This is a genomic window from Bacillus sp. sid0103 (assembly GCF_019219025.1).
This window is the reverse complement of the sequence record NZ_JAHUWN010000023.1, coordinates 97,398-112,848: the sequence shown is the minus strand read 5'-3', so window position 1 is coordinate 112,848 and position 15,451 is coordinate 97,398. Positions and strand designations below refer to the sequence as shown.

The window sequence follows — 15,451 nt, the reverse complement described above, 5'->3', positions numbered from 1 at the left end:
TTTAAAAGAAAAAAATAGTTAGGGAAAATAGAAATAGGCAACTTCTTGCAAAAATCATACAAGAAGTTGCCTATTTTTTTTAGATAACACATAAATCATAAAAAAAGGAATGTTTTTCAGTGCCCTCGTTCAATACAGAGATCATCTTCTTAAATCTGCCTAGACTTTTTTTAAAATGTCCTTTACAAAGGGTACACTTTAGTGTGGAAGAGGCCTTTATTGTTTACTCTTTTATAGCTGCTTCTAACGCTACTTCAATCATATCGTTAAAAGTTAATTGTCTTTCTTCTGCAGTTGTTTCTTCACCTGTTAAGATGTGATCACTAACAGTTAGCACAGAAAGTGCTTTGCGATCAAATTTAGCAGCTAGAGTATAAAGTGCTGTAGTCTCCATTTCAATCGCGAGAATTTGGTACTTTGCCCATTTTTCCAACTCTGCATTATCATTATAAAACGAATCTGCTGTAAAAATATTTCCTACTTTCAGGTTAAGCCCTTTTGCCACCCCTGCATCATAAGCCTTACGGAGTAAATCAAAGTTTGCTGTAGGAGCAAAGTCCACATGACCAAAGGTAAGACGATTCATATTTGAGTCAGTAGAGCTGGTCATTGCTAAAATGACATCACGAACCTTTACATCTTTTTGAATAGCTCCACATGTCCCAACTCGAATTAGATTTTGGACATTATAACTTTGCATTAGTTCATTTATGTAAATAGAGATTGAAGGAACACCCATTCCAGTTCCCTGAACAGAAATTCGTTTTCCTTTATAGGTTCCTGTATAACCGAACATATTACGGACTTCGTTGTAACATTTAGCATCCTCTAAAAATGTTTCTGCAATATATTTTGCCCGCAGCGGGTCTCCTGGTAATAATACTGTCTCTGCTATTTCGTTTTCCTTCGCACCAATATGTACACTCATATAAAAATCCTCCAATCATATACTCCGCACAGTAATGTAAACTGTATCAATGACAATATATCATAAACATTTTCCAATGAGAAACTCTGCAACAAATTAGACATGATTTTTTTTATTTGTGGGAAGCTATTTTTAGATTGGAGGGAGATCATTCATGGGTAAAAAACATCGAAGCCGTACCAATTCGCCAAAGAAAAATAATCATATCCCTGCTGAGGCCATTGTAGCAGAACACGAAGCACATGCAAAAGAGCACAATGCAACTGGCGGACGAAAACACTAGAAAAGCAGAAGTGCCCGTCTAGCAGCGTAAAAATAACCTAAGGAATGATCCTTAGGTTTTTTAGAGTTAGAAGAGAATTATTCTGTTTATAGGAAACCATCCACCAGCTTTTAATTGGTAATAATGCTGGCCGCCGCGGCCTTCATCAATTAAAACAATATCCCCTGTTGTGAGAAATCTCCCTTTATAGTTTACAGGTATTCTATCGGTAACATTAAAGCGGCTGAAGGCTTCCTCTAAGCACTGTTTACGGCTGGATGCTGGAATCGTCGTTCGGTAAACCTCTTTATGGCCTTTACGTTCACGGTACTTTGGAGTTTGAAAGATCGTCACATCATATTGCATTCTAGCTCTTTTAGTTAATACATTGATCATCAAATGAACCTCCAATTATTAGAATTATATGCATATTCTAATAATTAGCGATGTCCGCTGTCGATTCCTTCTTAGAAATCCTTCTTTTTTTGTCGAATCGCATTTTTTTTATCCGGACAAGAATTTTCTTGTGAGAATTTAGCGAATTAAGTTTATGATTTGGTTCTTTAAACTTGGCTGTTGATTTCCTCTCCAGGCGCTTCGCTCTAATCATCTTTGCTATAAAATCAACAGTGACCTTTACACCGGCAATGATTAAAAAAAATAGGACCATTTTGGCCCTATTTTCAAGATTTTTACGAATATCGTTGAATAACACTTTGAATTTTTTGTTGTAAATAAGGAATATCTGCATTTGATACTGACAAGCGGACATTGGTTTCATCTGTCCCGAGAGCTTCCGAGAATAAGCCAGATAACCCTTTTGCCCTCCGGTCTACTTGGAACATGATATCGAGGTTTCCGTTCCCGGACGGAAAGAAGACAACTTCTAATTCATCTAATTTACCTCGAAATAATCCAGAGGTTGGAACAAATTCAAATTCTTGAACAAATGGCAGCCTTCCTCGTAATCGTCTAGGTGCTTCTTCACAATCGGCCTCACGAATTCTAAAGCCTAACTGATCAATAGCAGTAAACACAGCAGCCATTAAGGGGTTCGGAACAACTTTAAGATAATCTTTGTCACTTGGGTCGACACCACCTTTGATTTCAAGACCCGTTGTTACCCAAATTTTTGATCTTCCAATTGAAAGTGGGGTATCAAACGGAAGTTGAAAGGAAAAAGGAATGTCTTTTTTTTCATTGGCACGAATGACAAAAGGAGTCGTCAATCTGAACCTGTCAATTGCGGCAGTGACGGTATACTTTCGATCGTCAGATTCTCTTAAATAGGTGGTATTTAAGGTAAGGTAAATCTCATCAACCTGCTGCTCCACCTTACCGCCCGTAATTTCAACTACACCGTTCACTGTTTCACCTGGCATGTAAGTATCCTTTTCAAGCTTCGTGTCCACAGATGCAGACCCTATTCCTACACTGGCAAATACTTTGTTAAAAAAAGACATCGTTCTTCCTCCTAGATTAAGTATGAATTTATTATTTCAGCTCTTATTTGGGCACAATTCTCATATGGTGGGTCGATTTGCAAGAGCCTTCTAATTATGTGTTTAGCATGGTTCGAAATGTTGAGTTCATCTTCCCAGCTTTTTTCATGGCCTTCTTTTGTAACTGTAAAATTAGAGTACAGTAAAAACAAAAGGAAATGCCCAAGGCCGTAAAAATCGGCTTGGAAATTCACCTCTTTACGCAAATGCTTTTCTCTTGTTGACAAAACTACCTTGTCTAAATTGAAATGTCTTCCTAACCCTAAATCAATCAGCCTAATATTTGAACCATCTGTTATGACATTGGGAATCCGAATATCTCGATGAACGATTTTAAGGTTGTGCAAATATTCTAGTGGTGTTAGTAATTTAATTACAATTTGGAATGCTTCTTTTTCTGGGATTTTTCTTCCTTCTGAAAAAATAAGCTGTTCGAAATTCATGCCTTCAATAAATTCCATGGTGTAAAAGGGAATGTTTTTATAGTTCCCCCCGTCAAAATATATTGGAAAGCCTGGATGATCAATCGAATCTAACAGTTCTTTTTCTAATTCAAAGTTTCTTCGCCCAGATTGCGTCAACCGTTTATGGAGACGCAAGGCTTTTAAAACCTTTTTCTGTTTACATTCCAAATCATTTACTAAATAACTATGACCATAACTTCCTGCTCCGAGATGAGATATCACCTGGTAACGCTCAGCAATCAGTTCATCTTTTGGAAAGGGTTTTTCAAATACATTTGACAAGAGTAATGCAAATTTTTTCATCATAAAGAAAACACCTGGCTTCGTCTAACTGCTAAAAAAACTACTACTTTTGTATTTCTTTTTATAATAATGATGTCCTAGGTTATTGTGCTTATAATGATTCCTTTTCTTCCAGGCATCACTTGATGAACTATATTTGTGATAGGATTTGCTTCCGAAAATCAATTTAAGGATTTTTTTTAACAACTTAATCCCCTCCTCTGCTTCGTAACTAATTATACGTATACCAAAAATAAAGGTTTCATGATTTCCAAAATTTATTTAAAGATTAAATCTCTCTGCACAAAACAAAAAGCGAGCATTGAATGCTCGTCTTTCGTATTAATCTATGATAAAGGAAAAGATTTATTTTCCTCTTCTTGACTAATTAGCTTTTTTATTCATCCTCTTCTTCTTCGTCGATAATACTTTTTTCAATTAAATATTCGAAGGTTATGTCTGCAATTTCTTCCAATTCTTCTTCACTAGGAACGTATCCCCTTTTCACAAGCTCATGAAAGAAAAATTCGGCAATCTCCTCAGTATCAATAAATACTTCAATTTCTCTCATAGCATCGCCCCCTTTTTAGAGAATGTATGATGTACATGGCTTTTTCATGCTATTAACTTTGAGAAGTAATCACAATATCGATTGAATGTAAACAAATAGCTACTTTGAACTTGGATATTTTAATAAAGAAAGGAAGTCTTTTTGAGATTGGACAAGCATAGGATGAAAACATAAGACTTTCCAAGGGGTGATACGATGTCAAATTTACAAGTAAAATTAGAGGCATGGATAGATGATGTTAATCGTGAGGATGGTTTCACCCTCCAATTATTTGCGAAGTTTTTAGATGGAATGTTTTTTCTTATTAAATGGGCAGGTATCCCGTTTGTTGTTTATTTATTATTTGAAATTTCAAAGTGGTAATTAGACATGGCTTTTGCCATCGTTACTGACAAGACTTTCTAATTTCCGGAGAATCACACGCATAACTTGATAATATTCCTGATCCTGAAACATTTCATATAAAATTCGGTAATCATTAAAAATGTCCAATAAATGATCAATTAATTCCTTTTTTTCTTTTTTTCGTTCGATTTCTTCAAATTCTGCTTTTCTGATCATGTTCTGAACTTTTGGATTATCGACTACCTTTTCTTGCTTATTTACTAAGTATAGGAGACCTAGTTTTTGAATGAATGTATCAGCATTTTCAGCATCGGCTACAAGTGTCAATTCTTCTTCGCCTGCTTCAAGCCATTCACCATCACTAACCCTTGATAGCTCATAAATGACATCTTCCCAGGCATCTTCCTTATAACGCCAAATTTCTGTCCGGAAGCCTACGACTTTAAACAAGTCTGCGCCATAACCGCTTACTTGAACTAGATCACCGAAGAAAAAATTATATTCGATGTCAATTTGTTCTTTCTCCATCACAACGCCATCAAATTCTGAGAGTAATTGTAAGGCGGATTCAATGAATAATCCGTCACTTTTATTTACTTCATATACATACTTCCCGTCTAACCACTTTACATCTGTTACCTTGCCAACTGTTCCATAAATGGTAATCACGACCGTATCACCGATCTTATACTTCGGTTTTTTTCTATTTGCCATTTCCTCCCATCCTCTCAATTAATAAGTCGTGAATTTTGATTACAATAGTATATGCACCGATTGAATAAAAGCGCATGGGATTTGTAAAATGAAAAAATCGCCTCATTTATGAGGCGATTCCATATTCTTATTATTTACGTTCGGTTAACTGATATATCTGCCATGCTTCATCAAAGATGGACATGGATTCCAAATAATGACCGTTCAGTTCTAGATAAGAGCTGATTTCATCGTAGTCCTCCGAAACTTTAGGAAAACTATGATCTAAATAGGCATTGTTTGCAAAGTCACCAATAGCATCCTTAGGAGCAGGATGTCTATATTTCATCAAAAAATGGTAAAATGATTTAATCATATAAGAACGCCTTTCTCATCCCAGATTCACTCGTAAATATTCTTTAGAAATACTATAACGGATTAGATGGTAAGCGTCCAGCGTTTCGAAAGAAGGGCAAAAGCAGCTTAAATTTAAGCTGCTTTTTTATTACGATGTAAAATCAAAATAATTTTTCTTTAGTAATCTTGGAATGACCATTAATTCTTCGTAACTTACTGCTTTTCCAAGTTGTTTACAATCAATTAAATACAACTGATTTTCTATCTCTTTTACGATTGGTTCACTTTGATAAATCATCATACAATCAGGGCAGGAATAGGTTGGAGTTTCTGTTATTTCAATCGCTCGTGTCCCATCTGGCAATTCCCAAAACACAGAATCGGTCATTCTCACCACATTTGTACGATTACACCACTCACATTCAGTTTTCAATTACAGCCCTCCTAGTCCTTCATCGTTTTGGCTGATGTGTCTTTATTTGAAGGTTTCTTGACTTCCAATTCTTTCTGTGTCAATGCTTTAAATTTCTTATCTTTTAGTTCATCCCGCTTGCCGCGCTTATCCTTTAACGTGGTATGGGCAGGGTCTTGGTTGTAATCTTTACGACGATTTAGCCTTGATAACCCTTCTGGAACGAGGTTAAAGTGGTGGTCATTCATAATCCCTGCGATGCCTGTAAGTGAACGCTTCTCATCCATGTCAGGGTAGAGCTCTTGGAAATACTTTTCTGCCCTTCCAGGGACATAGTTCTCCGGTTCAGGGTAGGAGGTAATCACCCCTTCAAAGTTCCGGAGGACCACTTTCTCCGGACTTTGGGAAATCAGATAATTCGGCTGAAGGGCAATTTTACCTCCTCCCCCAGGCGCGTCAACGACAAAGGTTGGTACTGCATATCCCGAAGTATGTCCGCGAAGACCTTCAATTATTTCCAGTCCTTTTGACACAGGAGCACGGAAATGACCAATGCCTTCTGATAAATCACATTGATAAATGTAATAAGGACGGACGCGAATTTTGACTAGATCATGCATGAGTTTTTTCATGATTGGCACACTGTCGTTGATCCCTGCTAAGATAACAGACTGATTACCAACCGGGACACCGGCATTAGCAAGCATTTCGCACGCCTTTTTTGAATCCTCCGTAATTTCGATGGATGTATTAAAATGGGTATTTAGCCAGATTGGATGGTATTTTTTCAAGATATTACAGAGGTTTTCGGTAATTCGTTGCGGAAACACAACAGGCGCACGTGTTCCGATTCGGATAATTTCAACATGGTCAATTTCTCGCAGGTTTTTAAGGATGTATTCCAAGATATTATCATTAATCAGCAGGCCATCCCCCCCTGAAATTAAGACATCACGCACTTGCGGGTTATTTCTGATGTAGGAAATGGCCGCATCTAGCTGCTTCTTAGGAACACCCATGCCAATTTGACCAGAGAAACGTCTCCTTGTACAGTAGCGGCAATACATCGAACATTGATTGGTTACTAAAAAGAGAACCCGGTCCGGATAGCGATGTGTTAACCCTGGTACTGGTGAATCCTCATCTTCATATAATGGATCTTCCAAGTCATATTTCGTTTTATAAATTTCCTTTGAGATCGGTACTGATTGCATTCTGATTGGACAGCGCGGGTCATCAGGATTCATTAAGGAGGCATAATAGGGTGTGATATTTAAGGGAATTGTTTTTGTTGAAATTCTTACACCTTCTTCTTCATCCGGTGTTAAATTAATGACCTTTTTTAAATCGTCTAACGTTCGAATGGTGTTGGTGAGCTGCCAAAGCCAATCGTTCCACTGCTCTTCTGTTACATCTTTCCACAACTCTATATCTTTCCAATGCCTATTAGGTTTATATAAAAATTGTTTCATTGTATGTTCCTCCCATCTCGCTTCACTAAAACAATATGCAAGATTTGTGCCAATGTCATAAAAGGCGTGGAACTTACTCTATTTGTTTTTTGAACAAAAAAAAATGCCGAAAACTCGGCAGTTTAGTCTACGATTTTTTTAGTTTGTATTGTAAGGTTTGTCTAGGAATCTCTAATAGCTTTGCGGCTTGGTTAATGTTCCCTTCAGATAATTCAAGCGCATTCCTAATAAGTTCCTTCTCTAATTTTCCGATATTTTTCCTTAAAGAGAGATTTTCTACTTCACCCTTATTGCTTGTAGCTGTGAATGGAAGATGTTTTAACAAACTAGGTAAATCTTCATATCTTAACTGCTTTGCTTCACAAATATTCATCATATATTCAATCGAATGTTTTAATTCCCGCACATTCCCTGGCCATTGATAATTCATAAAAAAGAGCTCAAGCTTTTTCTCCAATCCGTTAATGTTTTTTTGAAGTTTTTGGTTAAATTCCTCGATAAAATGTTCTGATAAAAAAAGAATATCTTCTGTTCGATTTCTTAACGGTATAAGTGAGAAGGTAAATACATTCAAGCGGTAGTAAAGGTCTGCACGGAGGGTTTGCTCTTGAAGGGCTTTGCTTGGGGAAACATTCATGGCGGCGATCACCCGTACATTGACAGAAATGCTTTGTGAACTTCCGACCCTTCGTATCATCCCATCCTCCAAAACTCTTAATAGTTTGGCTTGGAGTACAATCGGCATCGTATGTAATTCATCAAGAAAAAGCGTACCGCCATCTGCCAGTTCAAATAACCCTTTCCGGTCAACAGCACCTGTATAACTTCCTTTTGCCGTGCCAAAAAGGATACTTTCTAAAAGTGTTTCTGGAATGGCCGCACAGTTTTGAGCAATAAAGGCCGCATCTGAGCGATGGGATTCATGATGCACACCTTGAACAAATAATTCTTTCCCTGTACCTGACTCTCCGTAGACGAGAATGGGAGCATCTGATTTTGCAAGTTTCTTAGCTTCGTCTTTCAAATTTTGAAATGCTGGATTCACGGTCAATAGTTCGTTAAATGTATAGGTAACTTGCTTCACTGCCTTTTTCTTATTGCCTTTATTTAACCCTTTTTGTAAATCTAATAGTCGTTCCGCAAGCAGTTTCATTCGTGAATAATCTTTGGCAATTTCAACTGCGCCAATGATTTTATCCTCGAGAAAGATTGGCAGGGTCGTGTTCATAGTATCAATTCTTGTCCCATGTAAATTCATATAAACCTGTGTTTGGTTGTAAATTGGCTTTCCAGATTTGATTACTTTTAGCAGAGTACTTGACTCTTCGGTGAGGGAAGGAAATGCGTCAAGTAAATGCTTTCCCTGCACTTCTTTAATATCCATGCCATCGTGAATGGCCGCAACTTCATTATAAAAAATCGTTACTCCCTCTGTATTTACCACATGAATCCCTTCATCAATGCCCTTAAGAATGGCGGTTAGAACTTCTTGCGTTAAAGCGGTTAACAAAACCATTCTATCACCACCCTTCTGCTATCCATCATAGTGCCAAGAAATTGGCACAATAAGCCGAAATTTTAGCAGTTTGCCAGATTTTTTACCCACATATTCATATTTTCAAGCTTGTCATAGATATAGCAATTATTCATAAACCTTCCCCGGTACGAATAGCCTAACTGAAAAAGAACTGCATTCATCCCAAAAGATAAAGACCTGGCAATGGAATAGGCACAAAAAATTCCATTTCTTTTTAATTCCCCTTCCAGTTCTTGGAGAATCATTTTCATGAGCCCGTACTTCCGATGTTCTGTTAAAGTTGCACAATCCGTCAATTCTGCATTTTTATAGAAAGAATTGACTTCGGCAGAAGCAACACTAACTATTTTTCCTGCGTAAAAGTAAGCGTAATAAATGGTCCCATCCTTGATCGTTTTTTTTATATATTCAGGATCATGCAATGGAGTTGGATAAATTTGAAACACCTGCCGGTACAATGCTGAAAGTTCTACGGCACAACTCTCATCAGCCTTCCGTAATCCATATTCTTTTGGCGGCAATGCTTTTTGCAGGGTAGTGTCTAATTGATAAATCGTGTGGATCATCCCGTCCTCCGTGATCCAATGGTCATTTTTTTTGCGCTCTGGTGTGTAAAACTTTGAAAAAAAATGGGCATCTGAACCAAGGAAATAACGGTCAACTAAGGCTTCTGGCTGGAGACCTTTTTCCAAGAAGGTGAAATAATCTTCACTGCGGACTTTAACTATTAATTTTTCAGCTTTGTGGACGATGACGAGTTCTTCAACTTTCTCGATTAGCGATGTTGTATTGCCACGATAATCATCCACACGAATCCGTTTGTTGAATGGATCTAGATAAATTTCGAGGAAAAAGCTGTCCTCCTCTAGAATAATAGTGGAAGCGGTTTGATTCATCGAATTCACCCCATTATGATGATTTCTCTAGCAATCTGAAGAATGTCTGGTCTAAGATAAGCCAGACATTCTTCATAAGTCCATCTTAAAACTAATTAACTTAAGCTCTGTCATTTCCTCCACCGCATATTTAACTCCTTCACGGCCCATCCCGCTAAGTTTTACACCGCCATAGGGCATTTGATCGACACGGAAGGTGGGGATTTCATTAATCATGACCCCGCCCACTTCGAGTCTTTTGGCCGCCTGCAGTCCATGGTGAATATCATTTGTAAAAATTCCTGCTTGAAGACCATATTTTGAATCATTTACAAGCTCGATCGCTTCTTCCATCGTTTTGTAACGGTTAATATGAACCACTGGCGCAAAAATTTCCTCACATGAAACCTTCTCTGTTGGAGGGACATCCACGAGAACAGTGGGTTGAAAAATACCATTGGACGAGTGTCCGCCAAATTTCAGGTTTGCTCCCCGTGCGACCGCTTCATCTACCCATTCCTTCGTTCGCCCGACATCTCCCCTTGTGATCATGGCAGAGATGTCAGTTGTTTCATCTAAAGGATTGCCTGCCTTTAGCTTTTTCACTTCGTTGATAAATTGGTCGATAAAAGTATCAGCTATCGTCTCATGGACAAATACACGCTGAATACTGATGCAAACCTGCCCTTGGTAGGAAAATGCCCCGGTGACGATTCTAGGAATGACTTTATCCAAGTTTATCCCTTCGTCGACGATGACCGCAGAGTTCGAACCTAATTCAAGTGTTACTCTTTTTAGACCCGAATTTCCACGAATATATTTGCCCACCCCAGGACTACCTGTAAAGGTAATCATTTTAATTCTTTCATCCTCCATTAACAGTTCTCCAATACGGCTGCCGCTTCCTGTGATCACATTGAGTGCACCAGCCGGCAAACCGGCCCTGTGAAAAAACTCAGCAATTTTGTAAGCGGATAATGGCGTTTGACTAGCAGGTTTTAACACCAGGGTATTACCCGCAGCAAGCGCAGGTCCCACCTTATGGGCAACAAGATTCAACGGGAAATTAAAGGGCGTAATCGCCGCAATCACACCCAGCGGTTCTCTAACGGTAAAGGCAAGACGGCCTTCACCGCCTGGCGCTGCATCCATGGGAACCGTTTCCCCATGAATTCTTCTGGCTTCATGTGATGCAAACTTGTAAGTCATAATAGTCCGCTCTACCTCAGCCCGGGCAGCCTTTAATGGTTTAGCAGCCTCCTTTGAAATCAACCTAGCACATTCTTCTTTCTCTTCCGCCAGATACCCTGCTACTTTTTCTAAAATTTCAGCTCTTTGGTATGCAGGCATTGATGCCATTTTAGACGAAGCTTGATGAGCTGCCGTTACGGCATCATGGACATCGTCTTGTTCAGCATTAGCAATCTCGGCAAGTACTTCTAAATTATATGGATTTTTCAATTCAAAATAAGTAGATGGGGCACGGTATTCACCGCCAATCCACAATGGTTGCTTCACAATAAGTCCTCCAATCCCAATCCTTTTACCTCAATTATAGCAATTTTTGGATAATAGAATAGGGGAATTTCTGTAGCTCATTCAGCCACTTCACACCATTTTAATAGAGTCAACGCAATAATCTCACTGGCGGCAAACATATCCTCGAGGACTATATGCTCATTGGCATCATGTGCGGTTTCTGTTATTCCAGGTCCGAAGACAACGACGGGTGTATTTCCAATCGTGGAAAGGATGCCGCCATCTGTCCCCCATGGGCTTGCCTCGATGATGGGGCAATCACCCTTGACTTCGATAAAACTCTTCGTCAGTTCTGTAATCAAAGGATGGTCATTTTCAAGACTTCCTGGCAGCCACCTTCCGCCAAACCATTCTAACTTTAATGAATTTTCATGGAGCCACTCGTCTTGTTCACTTAAATCACTCAAACACTTTTCCATTTCCATCTGTGCTGATCCAATCGTTTCTTCCGGAGAAACACCCATTCTTCCTTCGATAACTGCGGTGTCAGGCACCGAAGAAGGCCATTCGCCACTTGAAAGTTTGCCGATATTAATTGGGATTGGGATGGGGATTTTTTCAAAGAGAGGATCTGTTATTCTGGCATTTCTATCTTTCTCTAATTGTTGTAATCTTTGAATAACCAAGAGTGCTTTTTCGATTGCGCTGACTCCTTTGTACCGTGTCCCACCGTGTGCTGCCTTGCCTTTGACGGTAATTCTGAACCACATTGATCCCTGTTGTTTCGGGAATATTTTCAAATTTGTCGGTTCTGGAATAATTGCCCCATCTGCATGATAACCTCTAAGTACTGCCGCAAGTGTGCCAGCTCCGCCGCTTTCTTCTTCGATCACACTTTGAAAAATGACATCCCCTTTTAGTTTTATACCGCTAGCAATTAATGACTCTATCGCCATTAACATAGCCGCGTTCCCACCCTTCATATCTGTAGCGCCACGCCCATAAAGTTTGCCACATTCAATGGTTCCGCTATATGGGTCATGTGTCCAACTCGATTCATCCCCCACTGGGACCACATCGATATGACCATTTAATATCATCGATTTGCCTCCACCAGTCCCTTTTAACACAGCTACCAAATTAGGATTCCCTTCGAAACTCTGACGATCACAACAGTAAGCGGGGTGGGTTTTTAAGCCCTCACCGCCGATTTCCCATATATCAAGGGTTAAGCCTAATTGTCTGCATTTCTCAATGACAATCGCTTGTGTACTACTTTCATTTCCCCGGGTACTATTTTCCCGAACCAGGATTTGTAACAGTCTTGCTCCACGGGCTCGATTCTCTTTTATCCACTGTTTTATGCGCATTTCATAGTTGGCCAAACGATTCACTCCTTTCAGAATGAGTCTGCTAGTATGGAATCATACGAACAGTTTCTCGTATTTTGAAATCGCAGCCTGTTTTATTAACAACTTTTTCTAAACTGTAGGGTGCAAACAACTCTGTTAATAAAAGCCCTTCTTCCGTTACCATGAAGACAGCCAATTCAGTGATAATTAAGTCGACGCAGGCCGATGAAGTTAATGGCAATGTGCAGAAATTTACAATTTTGGGATTCCCTTGTTTATCACAATGATTCATAACCACAATGACCTTTTTAGCTTTTTGCGCAAGTTCCATTGCCCCGCCCATTCCTGGAACCTTTTTCCCCGGGACGATCCAGTTAGCCAGGTCTCCCATTTTACTAACCTGCAGCGAACCTAAAATCGTAACATTCACTTTTCCACGTCGAATCATCCCAAATGAAATCGCACTATCACAATAGGACCCGCCCTTATTCAGCGTGACTGGAAATCCCCCTGCATTACATAAATTTTCATCTTCTTCACCCTTACTCGGGCTTGATCCCATGCCGGTAATCCCGTTTTCCGCATGAAACATCACTCTTGTCTCACTTGATAGATGGTTCGGAACAAGCGATGGGATTCCAATTCCAAGGTTGACAACCATTCCCGAATGAATTTCCTCTGCGGCACGTTTGGCCATTCGATTTCTAATGTCTACTCCCATGCCCATTTCCAATTGACCCCTTTCGATAAAATAACATAATCCACAAACACTCCAGGAGTAATGATGGCATCGGGGTCAAGACTACCGAGCGGGACAATTTCTTCAACTTCCGCAATCGTAATATCCCCTGCCATAGCAACGAGCGGATTCGTATTGCGGGCACTCTTGTCATAAATTAAATTCCCATACTCATCTGCCTTTTTAGCATAAACAATCGAAACCTCAGCCGTTAGGGCGGTTTCAAGTAAATACCTCTTATCCGCCAGCGAAATATACGGTTTGTCTTTTACAACCAATTCATTATCCATGCCGATATCAGACAGTATTGCTGGAAGGCCGACACCGCCGGCACGGATTCTTTCCGCTAATATTCCCTGCGGTGAAAACTCTACCTCTAGATTCCCCTCGTGCATCAACTGTCCTGCAATTGGATTGGAACCGATGTGAGAGGCAATGACCTTCGATGCTCTTTGTTGACTTACTAATTTCCCGATCCCAATATGTGGGAAACCAGTATCATTTCCAATTAAAGTAATGTCACGAACTCCTTTTTCCAGAATGCCGTCAATTAAGTCAGGAGGGGAGCCGACCCCGCCAAATCCGCCAAACATCAATGTCATTCCATCATGAAAATACTTCATTACAGCCTCTAATGTGGTCACTTTTCTAAAAGCATTTTCCACTTACCTAACCCCCTTCCCATCATTCATTGTGTTAGTCCCGAGAAGTCTTGAAATGTTTCTTTCAGTAACTGGACCAGTTCATCCATTTCTTTTTTGGTAATAGTTAATGGCGGCGAAATAATAACCGAGTCACCATTTATCCCATCAAGGCCTGCACTTGCCGGATAAACGAGCAGCCCTTTTCCCTTGGCAATGTCTACCATTTTTTGTGTGACATGCGCGTTTCGCTTGAATGGTGATTTGGTGGAAACATCCTGGACAAACTCTATTCCAAGCAATAACCCTTTACCGCGGACGTCACCAATAAATGAGAAGTCCGCTTTTAATTTTTCAAGTTGGTCACGTAAATAGATTCCTTTATTTTCAACCTCTTGGATGATATTGTTTTCTTCTAAATATTGCAGGACCGCTAAAGCAGCCGCACATGCTTGTGGATTGGCACTCAAGGTATGACCGCTCATGACAGATTTTGTTCCTGCCAATATCGGTTCGATGACTTTGTCACTGGCGATAGCCGCTGCAATCGGTGCATATCCTGCACCCATCCCTTTACCTAATGCAACAATATCAGGGGTAACACCCCATTGTTCAAAAGCCAGCATTGTGCCAGTCCGGCCACAGCCAGTCATAACTTCATCTGCGATAAAAAGGATGTCATGCTCCTCACAAATTTTCTTTAAAACCTTGTAATAATCTCGTGGTGGGGCAATTGCTCCTCCTGCCGCTCCAATGACTGGTTCCGCAATAAAAGCGGCGATTTGATTGGGACCAATTCGTTTGATTGCAGTTTCTAACTCTTGGGCACATAAGTAATTACAGCTTGATGACTCGAGGTTATATGGACATCGGTAGCAATAGGGGGGATTAATGACTGGAAAATCCTCTAAGAGTGGGACAAATCTTGCTCTCCTTCCAGGATGCCCTGACATGGAAAGTGCTCCTAGGGTAATTCCGTGGTAGCTTACCCAGCGTGATAACACCTTGGACTTTGTCTGTACCCCTTTTTCCTGCCAATATTGAATCGCCATTTTCATCGCGGTTTCCGTTGCTTCAGAACCGCTGTTAACGAAGAAACACCAATTTAGATCCCCAGGTAGCAGCTTTGCTACCTTTCTCGCTAAATTTTCGGCTGCATCGCTCGTAAATTGGGAGCGATAGACAAACGAAACCTTTTTCGCTTGTTCATTCATTGCTTCAATGATCTCAGGGACACCATGACCAATATTGGCAGTAACTGCCCCCGAAGCAGCGTCTAGATACTTTTTTCCATCCATATCAAATAAATAAACTCCTTGGCCGTAGTCAATGACGGGGTAGTTTTCATCGAGCATGGGCTTAATGAGAGAAGAATGATCCAAAGGGATTCACTTCCTTTTTAAATTAGGCAGGCCTTATAGAAATTGTATGAATGGTTTTAATGTTTCTTTCGTGTTATTTATAAAGAAAAGTGGAAGCCATGTGGGTTAAAAGAAAGCTATCTTTTACATTTCATAATGATTCATATAAAATTACTTTT

18 protein-coding genes are annotated in these 15,451 nt (G+C 39.8%); 2 read left to right on the top strand and 16 right to left on the bottom strand.

From position 1 onward, the window contains the following. Positions 1-223: 223 nt before the first annotated feature. Complete coding sequence (gene deoD / locus KW850_RS23030; RefSeq protein ID WP_218350093.1) at positions 224-928, bottom strand: purine-nucleoside phosphorylase; 705 nt, start codon at positions 926-928, stop codon at positions 224-226. A 154-nt stretch (positions 929-1,082) separates the two neighbouring features. Here deoD and KW850_RS33495 point away from each other — a divergent pair, with 154 nt between their 5' ends. After that, positions 1,083-1,211: a hypothetical protein gene (locus KW850_RS33495; RefSeq protein WP_088088665.1), complete on the top strand. Its 129-nt coding sequence runs from the start codon at positions 1,083-1,085 to the stop codon at positions 1,209-1,211. A 66-nt stretch (positions 1,212-1,277) separates the two neighbouring features. Here the strand turns inward: KW850_RS33495 and KW850_RS23025 are convergent, their stop codons facing one another. From KW850_RS23025 to KW850_RS23010, 4 genes are all read right to left on the bottom strand, one after another. After that, positions 1,278-1,586, bottom strand: a complete 309-nt coding sequence (locus KW850_RS23025; protein WP_305730545.1) for a YodL domain-containing protein — start codon at positions 1,584-1,586, stop codon at positions 1,278-1,280. Between the two features lie 296 nt (positions 1,587-1,882). Beyond that, positions 1,883-2,653: a sporulation protein gene (locus KW850_RS23020; RefSeq protein WP_218350091.1), complete on the bottom strand. Its 771-nt coding sequence runs from the start codon at positions 2,651-2,653 to the stop codon at positions 1,883-1,885. An 11-nt stretch (positions 2,654-2,664) separates the two neighbouring features. Beyond that, a complete protein-coding gene (locus tag KW850_RS23015; protein ID WP_218350090.1) occupies positions 2,665-3,462 on the bottom strand; it encodes a serine/threonine protein kinase in 798 nt (265 codons plus the stop codon). Between the two features lie 373 nt (positions 3,463-3,835). Continuing rightward, positions 3,836-4,009: a YozD family protein gene (locus tag KW850_RS23010; RefSeq protein ID WP_066256754.1), complete on the bottom strand. Its 174-nt coding sequence runs from the start codon at positions 4,007-4,009 to the stop codon at positions 3,836-3,838. Positions 4,010-4,204: 195 nt separating this feature from the next. Here KW850_RS23010 and KW850_RS23005 point away from each other — a divergent pair, with 195 nt between their 5' ends. Next, on the top strand, positions 4,205-4,372 hold the full coding sequence (locus KW850_RS23005) for a hypothetical protein (RefSeq protein ID WP_218350089.1): 168 nt from the start codon (positions 4,205-4,207) through the stop codon (positions 4,370-4,372). Here the strand turns inward: KW850_RS23005 and KW850_RS23000 are convergent, their stop codons facing one another. The 11 genes from KW850_RS23000 to KW850_RS22950 all read right to left on the bottom strand — a co-directional run bounded on the left by KW850_RS23000 (position 4,373) and on the right by KW850_RS22950 (position 15,293). Continuing rightward, on the bottom strand, positions 4,373-5,068 hold the full coding sequence (locus KW850_RS23000) for a hypothetical protein (RefSeq protein WP_218350088.1): 696 nt from the start codon (positions 5,066-5,068) through the stop codon (positions 4,373-4,375). 130 nt (positions 5,069-5,198) lie between these two features. Then, positions 5,199-5,420, bottom strand: a complete 222-nt coding sequence (locus tag KW850_RS22995) for a YozE family protein (RefSeq protein ID WP_218350100.1) — start codon at positions 5,418-5,420, stop codon at positions 5,199-5,201. Positions 5,421-5,552: 132 nt separating this feature from the next. Further along, positions 5,553-5,837 carry a YokU family protein gene (locus KW850_RS22990; protein ID WP_218350087.1) on the bottom strand — a complete coding sequence of 95 codons (285 nt, stop codon included), beginning with the start codon at positions 5,835-5,837 and terminating at the stop codon, positions 5,553-5,555. Positions 5,838-5,848: 11 nt separating this feature from the next. Next, positions 5,849-7,288 carry a lysine 2,3-aminomutase gene (gene kamA, locus KW850_RS22985; RefSeq protein WP_218350086.1) on the bottom strand — a complete coding sequence of 480 codons (1,440 nt, stop codon included), beginning with the start codon at positions 7,286-7,288 and terminating at the stop codon, positions 5,849-5,851. A gap of 127 nt (positions 7,289-7,415) precedes the next feature. Then, positions 7,416-8,804, bottom strand: a complete 1,389-nt coding sequence (locus tag KW850_RS22980; RefSeq protein ID WP_218350085.1) for a sigma-54 interaction domain-containing protein — start codon at positions 8,802-8,804, stop codon at positions 7,416-7,418. A gap of 62 nt (positions 8,805-8,866) precedes the next feature. Beyond that, the gene (gene ablB, locus KW850_RS22975) at positions 8,867-9,721 is read right to left on the bottom strand and encodes a putative beta-lysine N-acetyltransferase (protein ID WP_218350084.1); all 855 of its coding nucleotides are present in this window, start codon (positions 9,719-9,721) and stop codon (positions 8,867-8,869) included. Between the two features lie 72 nt (positions 9,722-9,793). Next, complete coding sequence (locus KW850_RS22970; protein WP_308128839.1) at positions 9,794-11,218, bottom strand: aldehyde dehydrogenase family protein; 1,425 nt, start codon at positions 11,216-11,218, stop codon at positions 9,794-9,796. Positions 11,219-11,295: 77 nt separating this feature from the next. Further along, positions 11,296-12,549 (bottom strand): peptidase, encoded by a 1,254-nt coding sequence (locus KW850_RS22965; protein WP_218350098.1) that lies wholly within the window; start codon positions 12,547-12,549, stop codon positions 11,296-11,298. Positions 12,550-12,592: 43 nt separating this feature from the next. After that, positions 12,593-13,258: a 3-oxoacid CoA-transferase subunit B gene (locus tag KW850_RS22960; RefSeq protein ID WP_218350083.1), complete on the bottom strand. Its 666-nt coding sequence runs from the start codon at positions 13,256-13,258 to the stop codon at positions 12,593-12,595. After that, the gene (locus KW850_RS22955; RefSeq protein ID WP_218350082.1) at positions 13,243-13,935 is read right to left on the bottom strand and encodes a CoA transferase subunit A; all 693 of its coding nucleotides are present in this window, start codon (positions 13,933-13,935) and stop codon (positions 13,243-13,245) included. The genes KW850_RS22960 and KW850_RS22955 overlap by 16 nt, the downstream gene beginning before the upstream one ends. Positions 13,936-13,958: 23 nt before the next feature. After that, entirely contained in the window at positions 13,959-15,293 is a 1,335-nt protein-coding gene (locus tag KW850_RS22950; RefSeq protein WP_218350081.1) for an aspartate aminotransferase family protein, read from the bottom strand. Positions 15,294-15,451 lie beyond the last annotated feature (158 nt).

Bases quoted from the DNA above. Each gene is read 5' to 3' on its own strand.
- KW850_RS23020 (WP_218350091.1), bottom strand. From the start codon at position 2,653: ATGTCTTTTTTTAACAAAGTATTTGCCAGTGTAGGAATAGGGTCTGCA.
- KW850_RS22980 (WP_218350085.1), bottom strand. From the start codon at position 8,804: ATGGTTTTGTTAACCGCTTTAACGCAAGAAGTTCTAACCGCCATTCTT.
- kamA (WP_218350086.1), bottom strand. From the start codon at position 7,288: ATGAAACAATTTTTATATAAACCTAATAGGCATTGGAAAGATATAGAG.
- KW850_RS23015 (WP_218350090.1), bottom strand. From the start codon at position 3,462: ATGATGAAAAAATTTGCATTACTCTTGTCAAATGTATTTGAAAAACCC.
- KW850_RS33495 (WP_088088665.1), top strand. From the start codon at position 1,083: ATGGGTAAAAAACATCGAAGCCGTACCAATTCGCCAAAGAAAAATAAT.
- KW850_RS23025 (WP_305730545.1), bottom strand. From the start codon at position 1,586: ATGATCAATGTATTAACTAAAAGAGCTAGAATGCAATATGATGTGACG.
- KW850_RS23010 (WP_066256754.1), bottom strand. From the start codon at position 4,009: ATGAGAGAAATTGAAGTATTTATTGATACTGAGGAGATTGCCGAATTT.
- ablB (WP_218350084.1), bottom strand. From the start codon at position 9,721: ATGAATCAAACCGCTTCCACTATTATTCTAGAGGAGGACAGCTTTTTC.
- KW850_RS23005 (WP_218350089.1), top strand. From the start codon at position 4,205: ATGTCAAATTTACAAGTAAAATTAGAGGCATGGATAGATGATGTTAAT.
- deoD (WP_218350093.1), bottom strand. From the start codon at position 928: ATGAGTGTACATATTGGTGCGAAGGAAAACGAAATAGCAGAGACAGTA.
- KW850_RS23000 (WP_218350088.1), bottom strand. From the start codon at position 5,068: ATGGCAAATAGAAAAAAACCGAAGTATAAGATCGGTGATACGGTCGTG.
- KW850_RS22960 (WP_218350083.1), bottom strand. From the start codon at position 13,258: ATGGGCATGGGAGTAGACATTAGAAATCGAATGGCCAAACGTGCCGCA.
- KW850_RS22965 (WP_218350098.1), bottom strand. From the start codon at position 12,549: ATGCGCATAAAACAGTGGATAAAAGAGAATCGAGCCCGTGGAGCAAGA.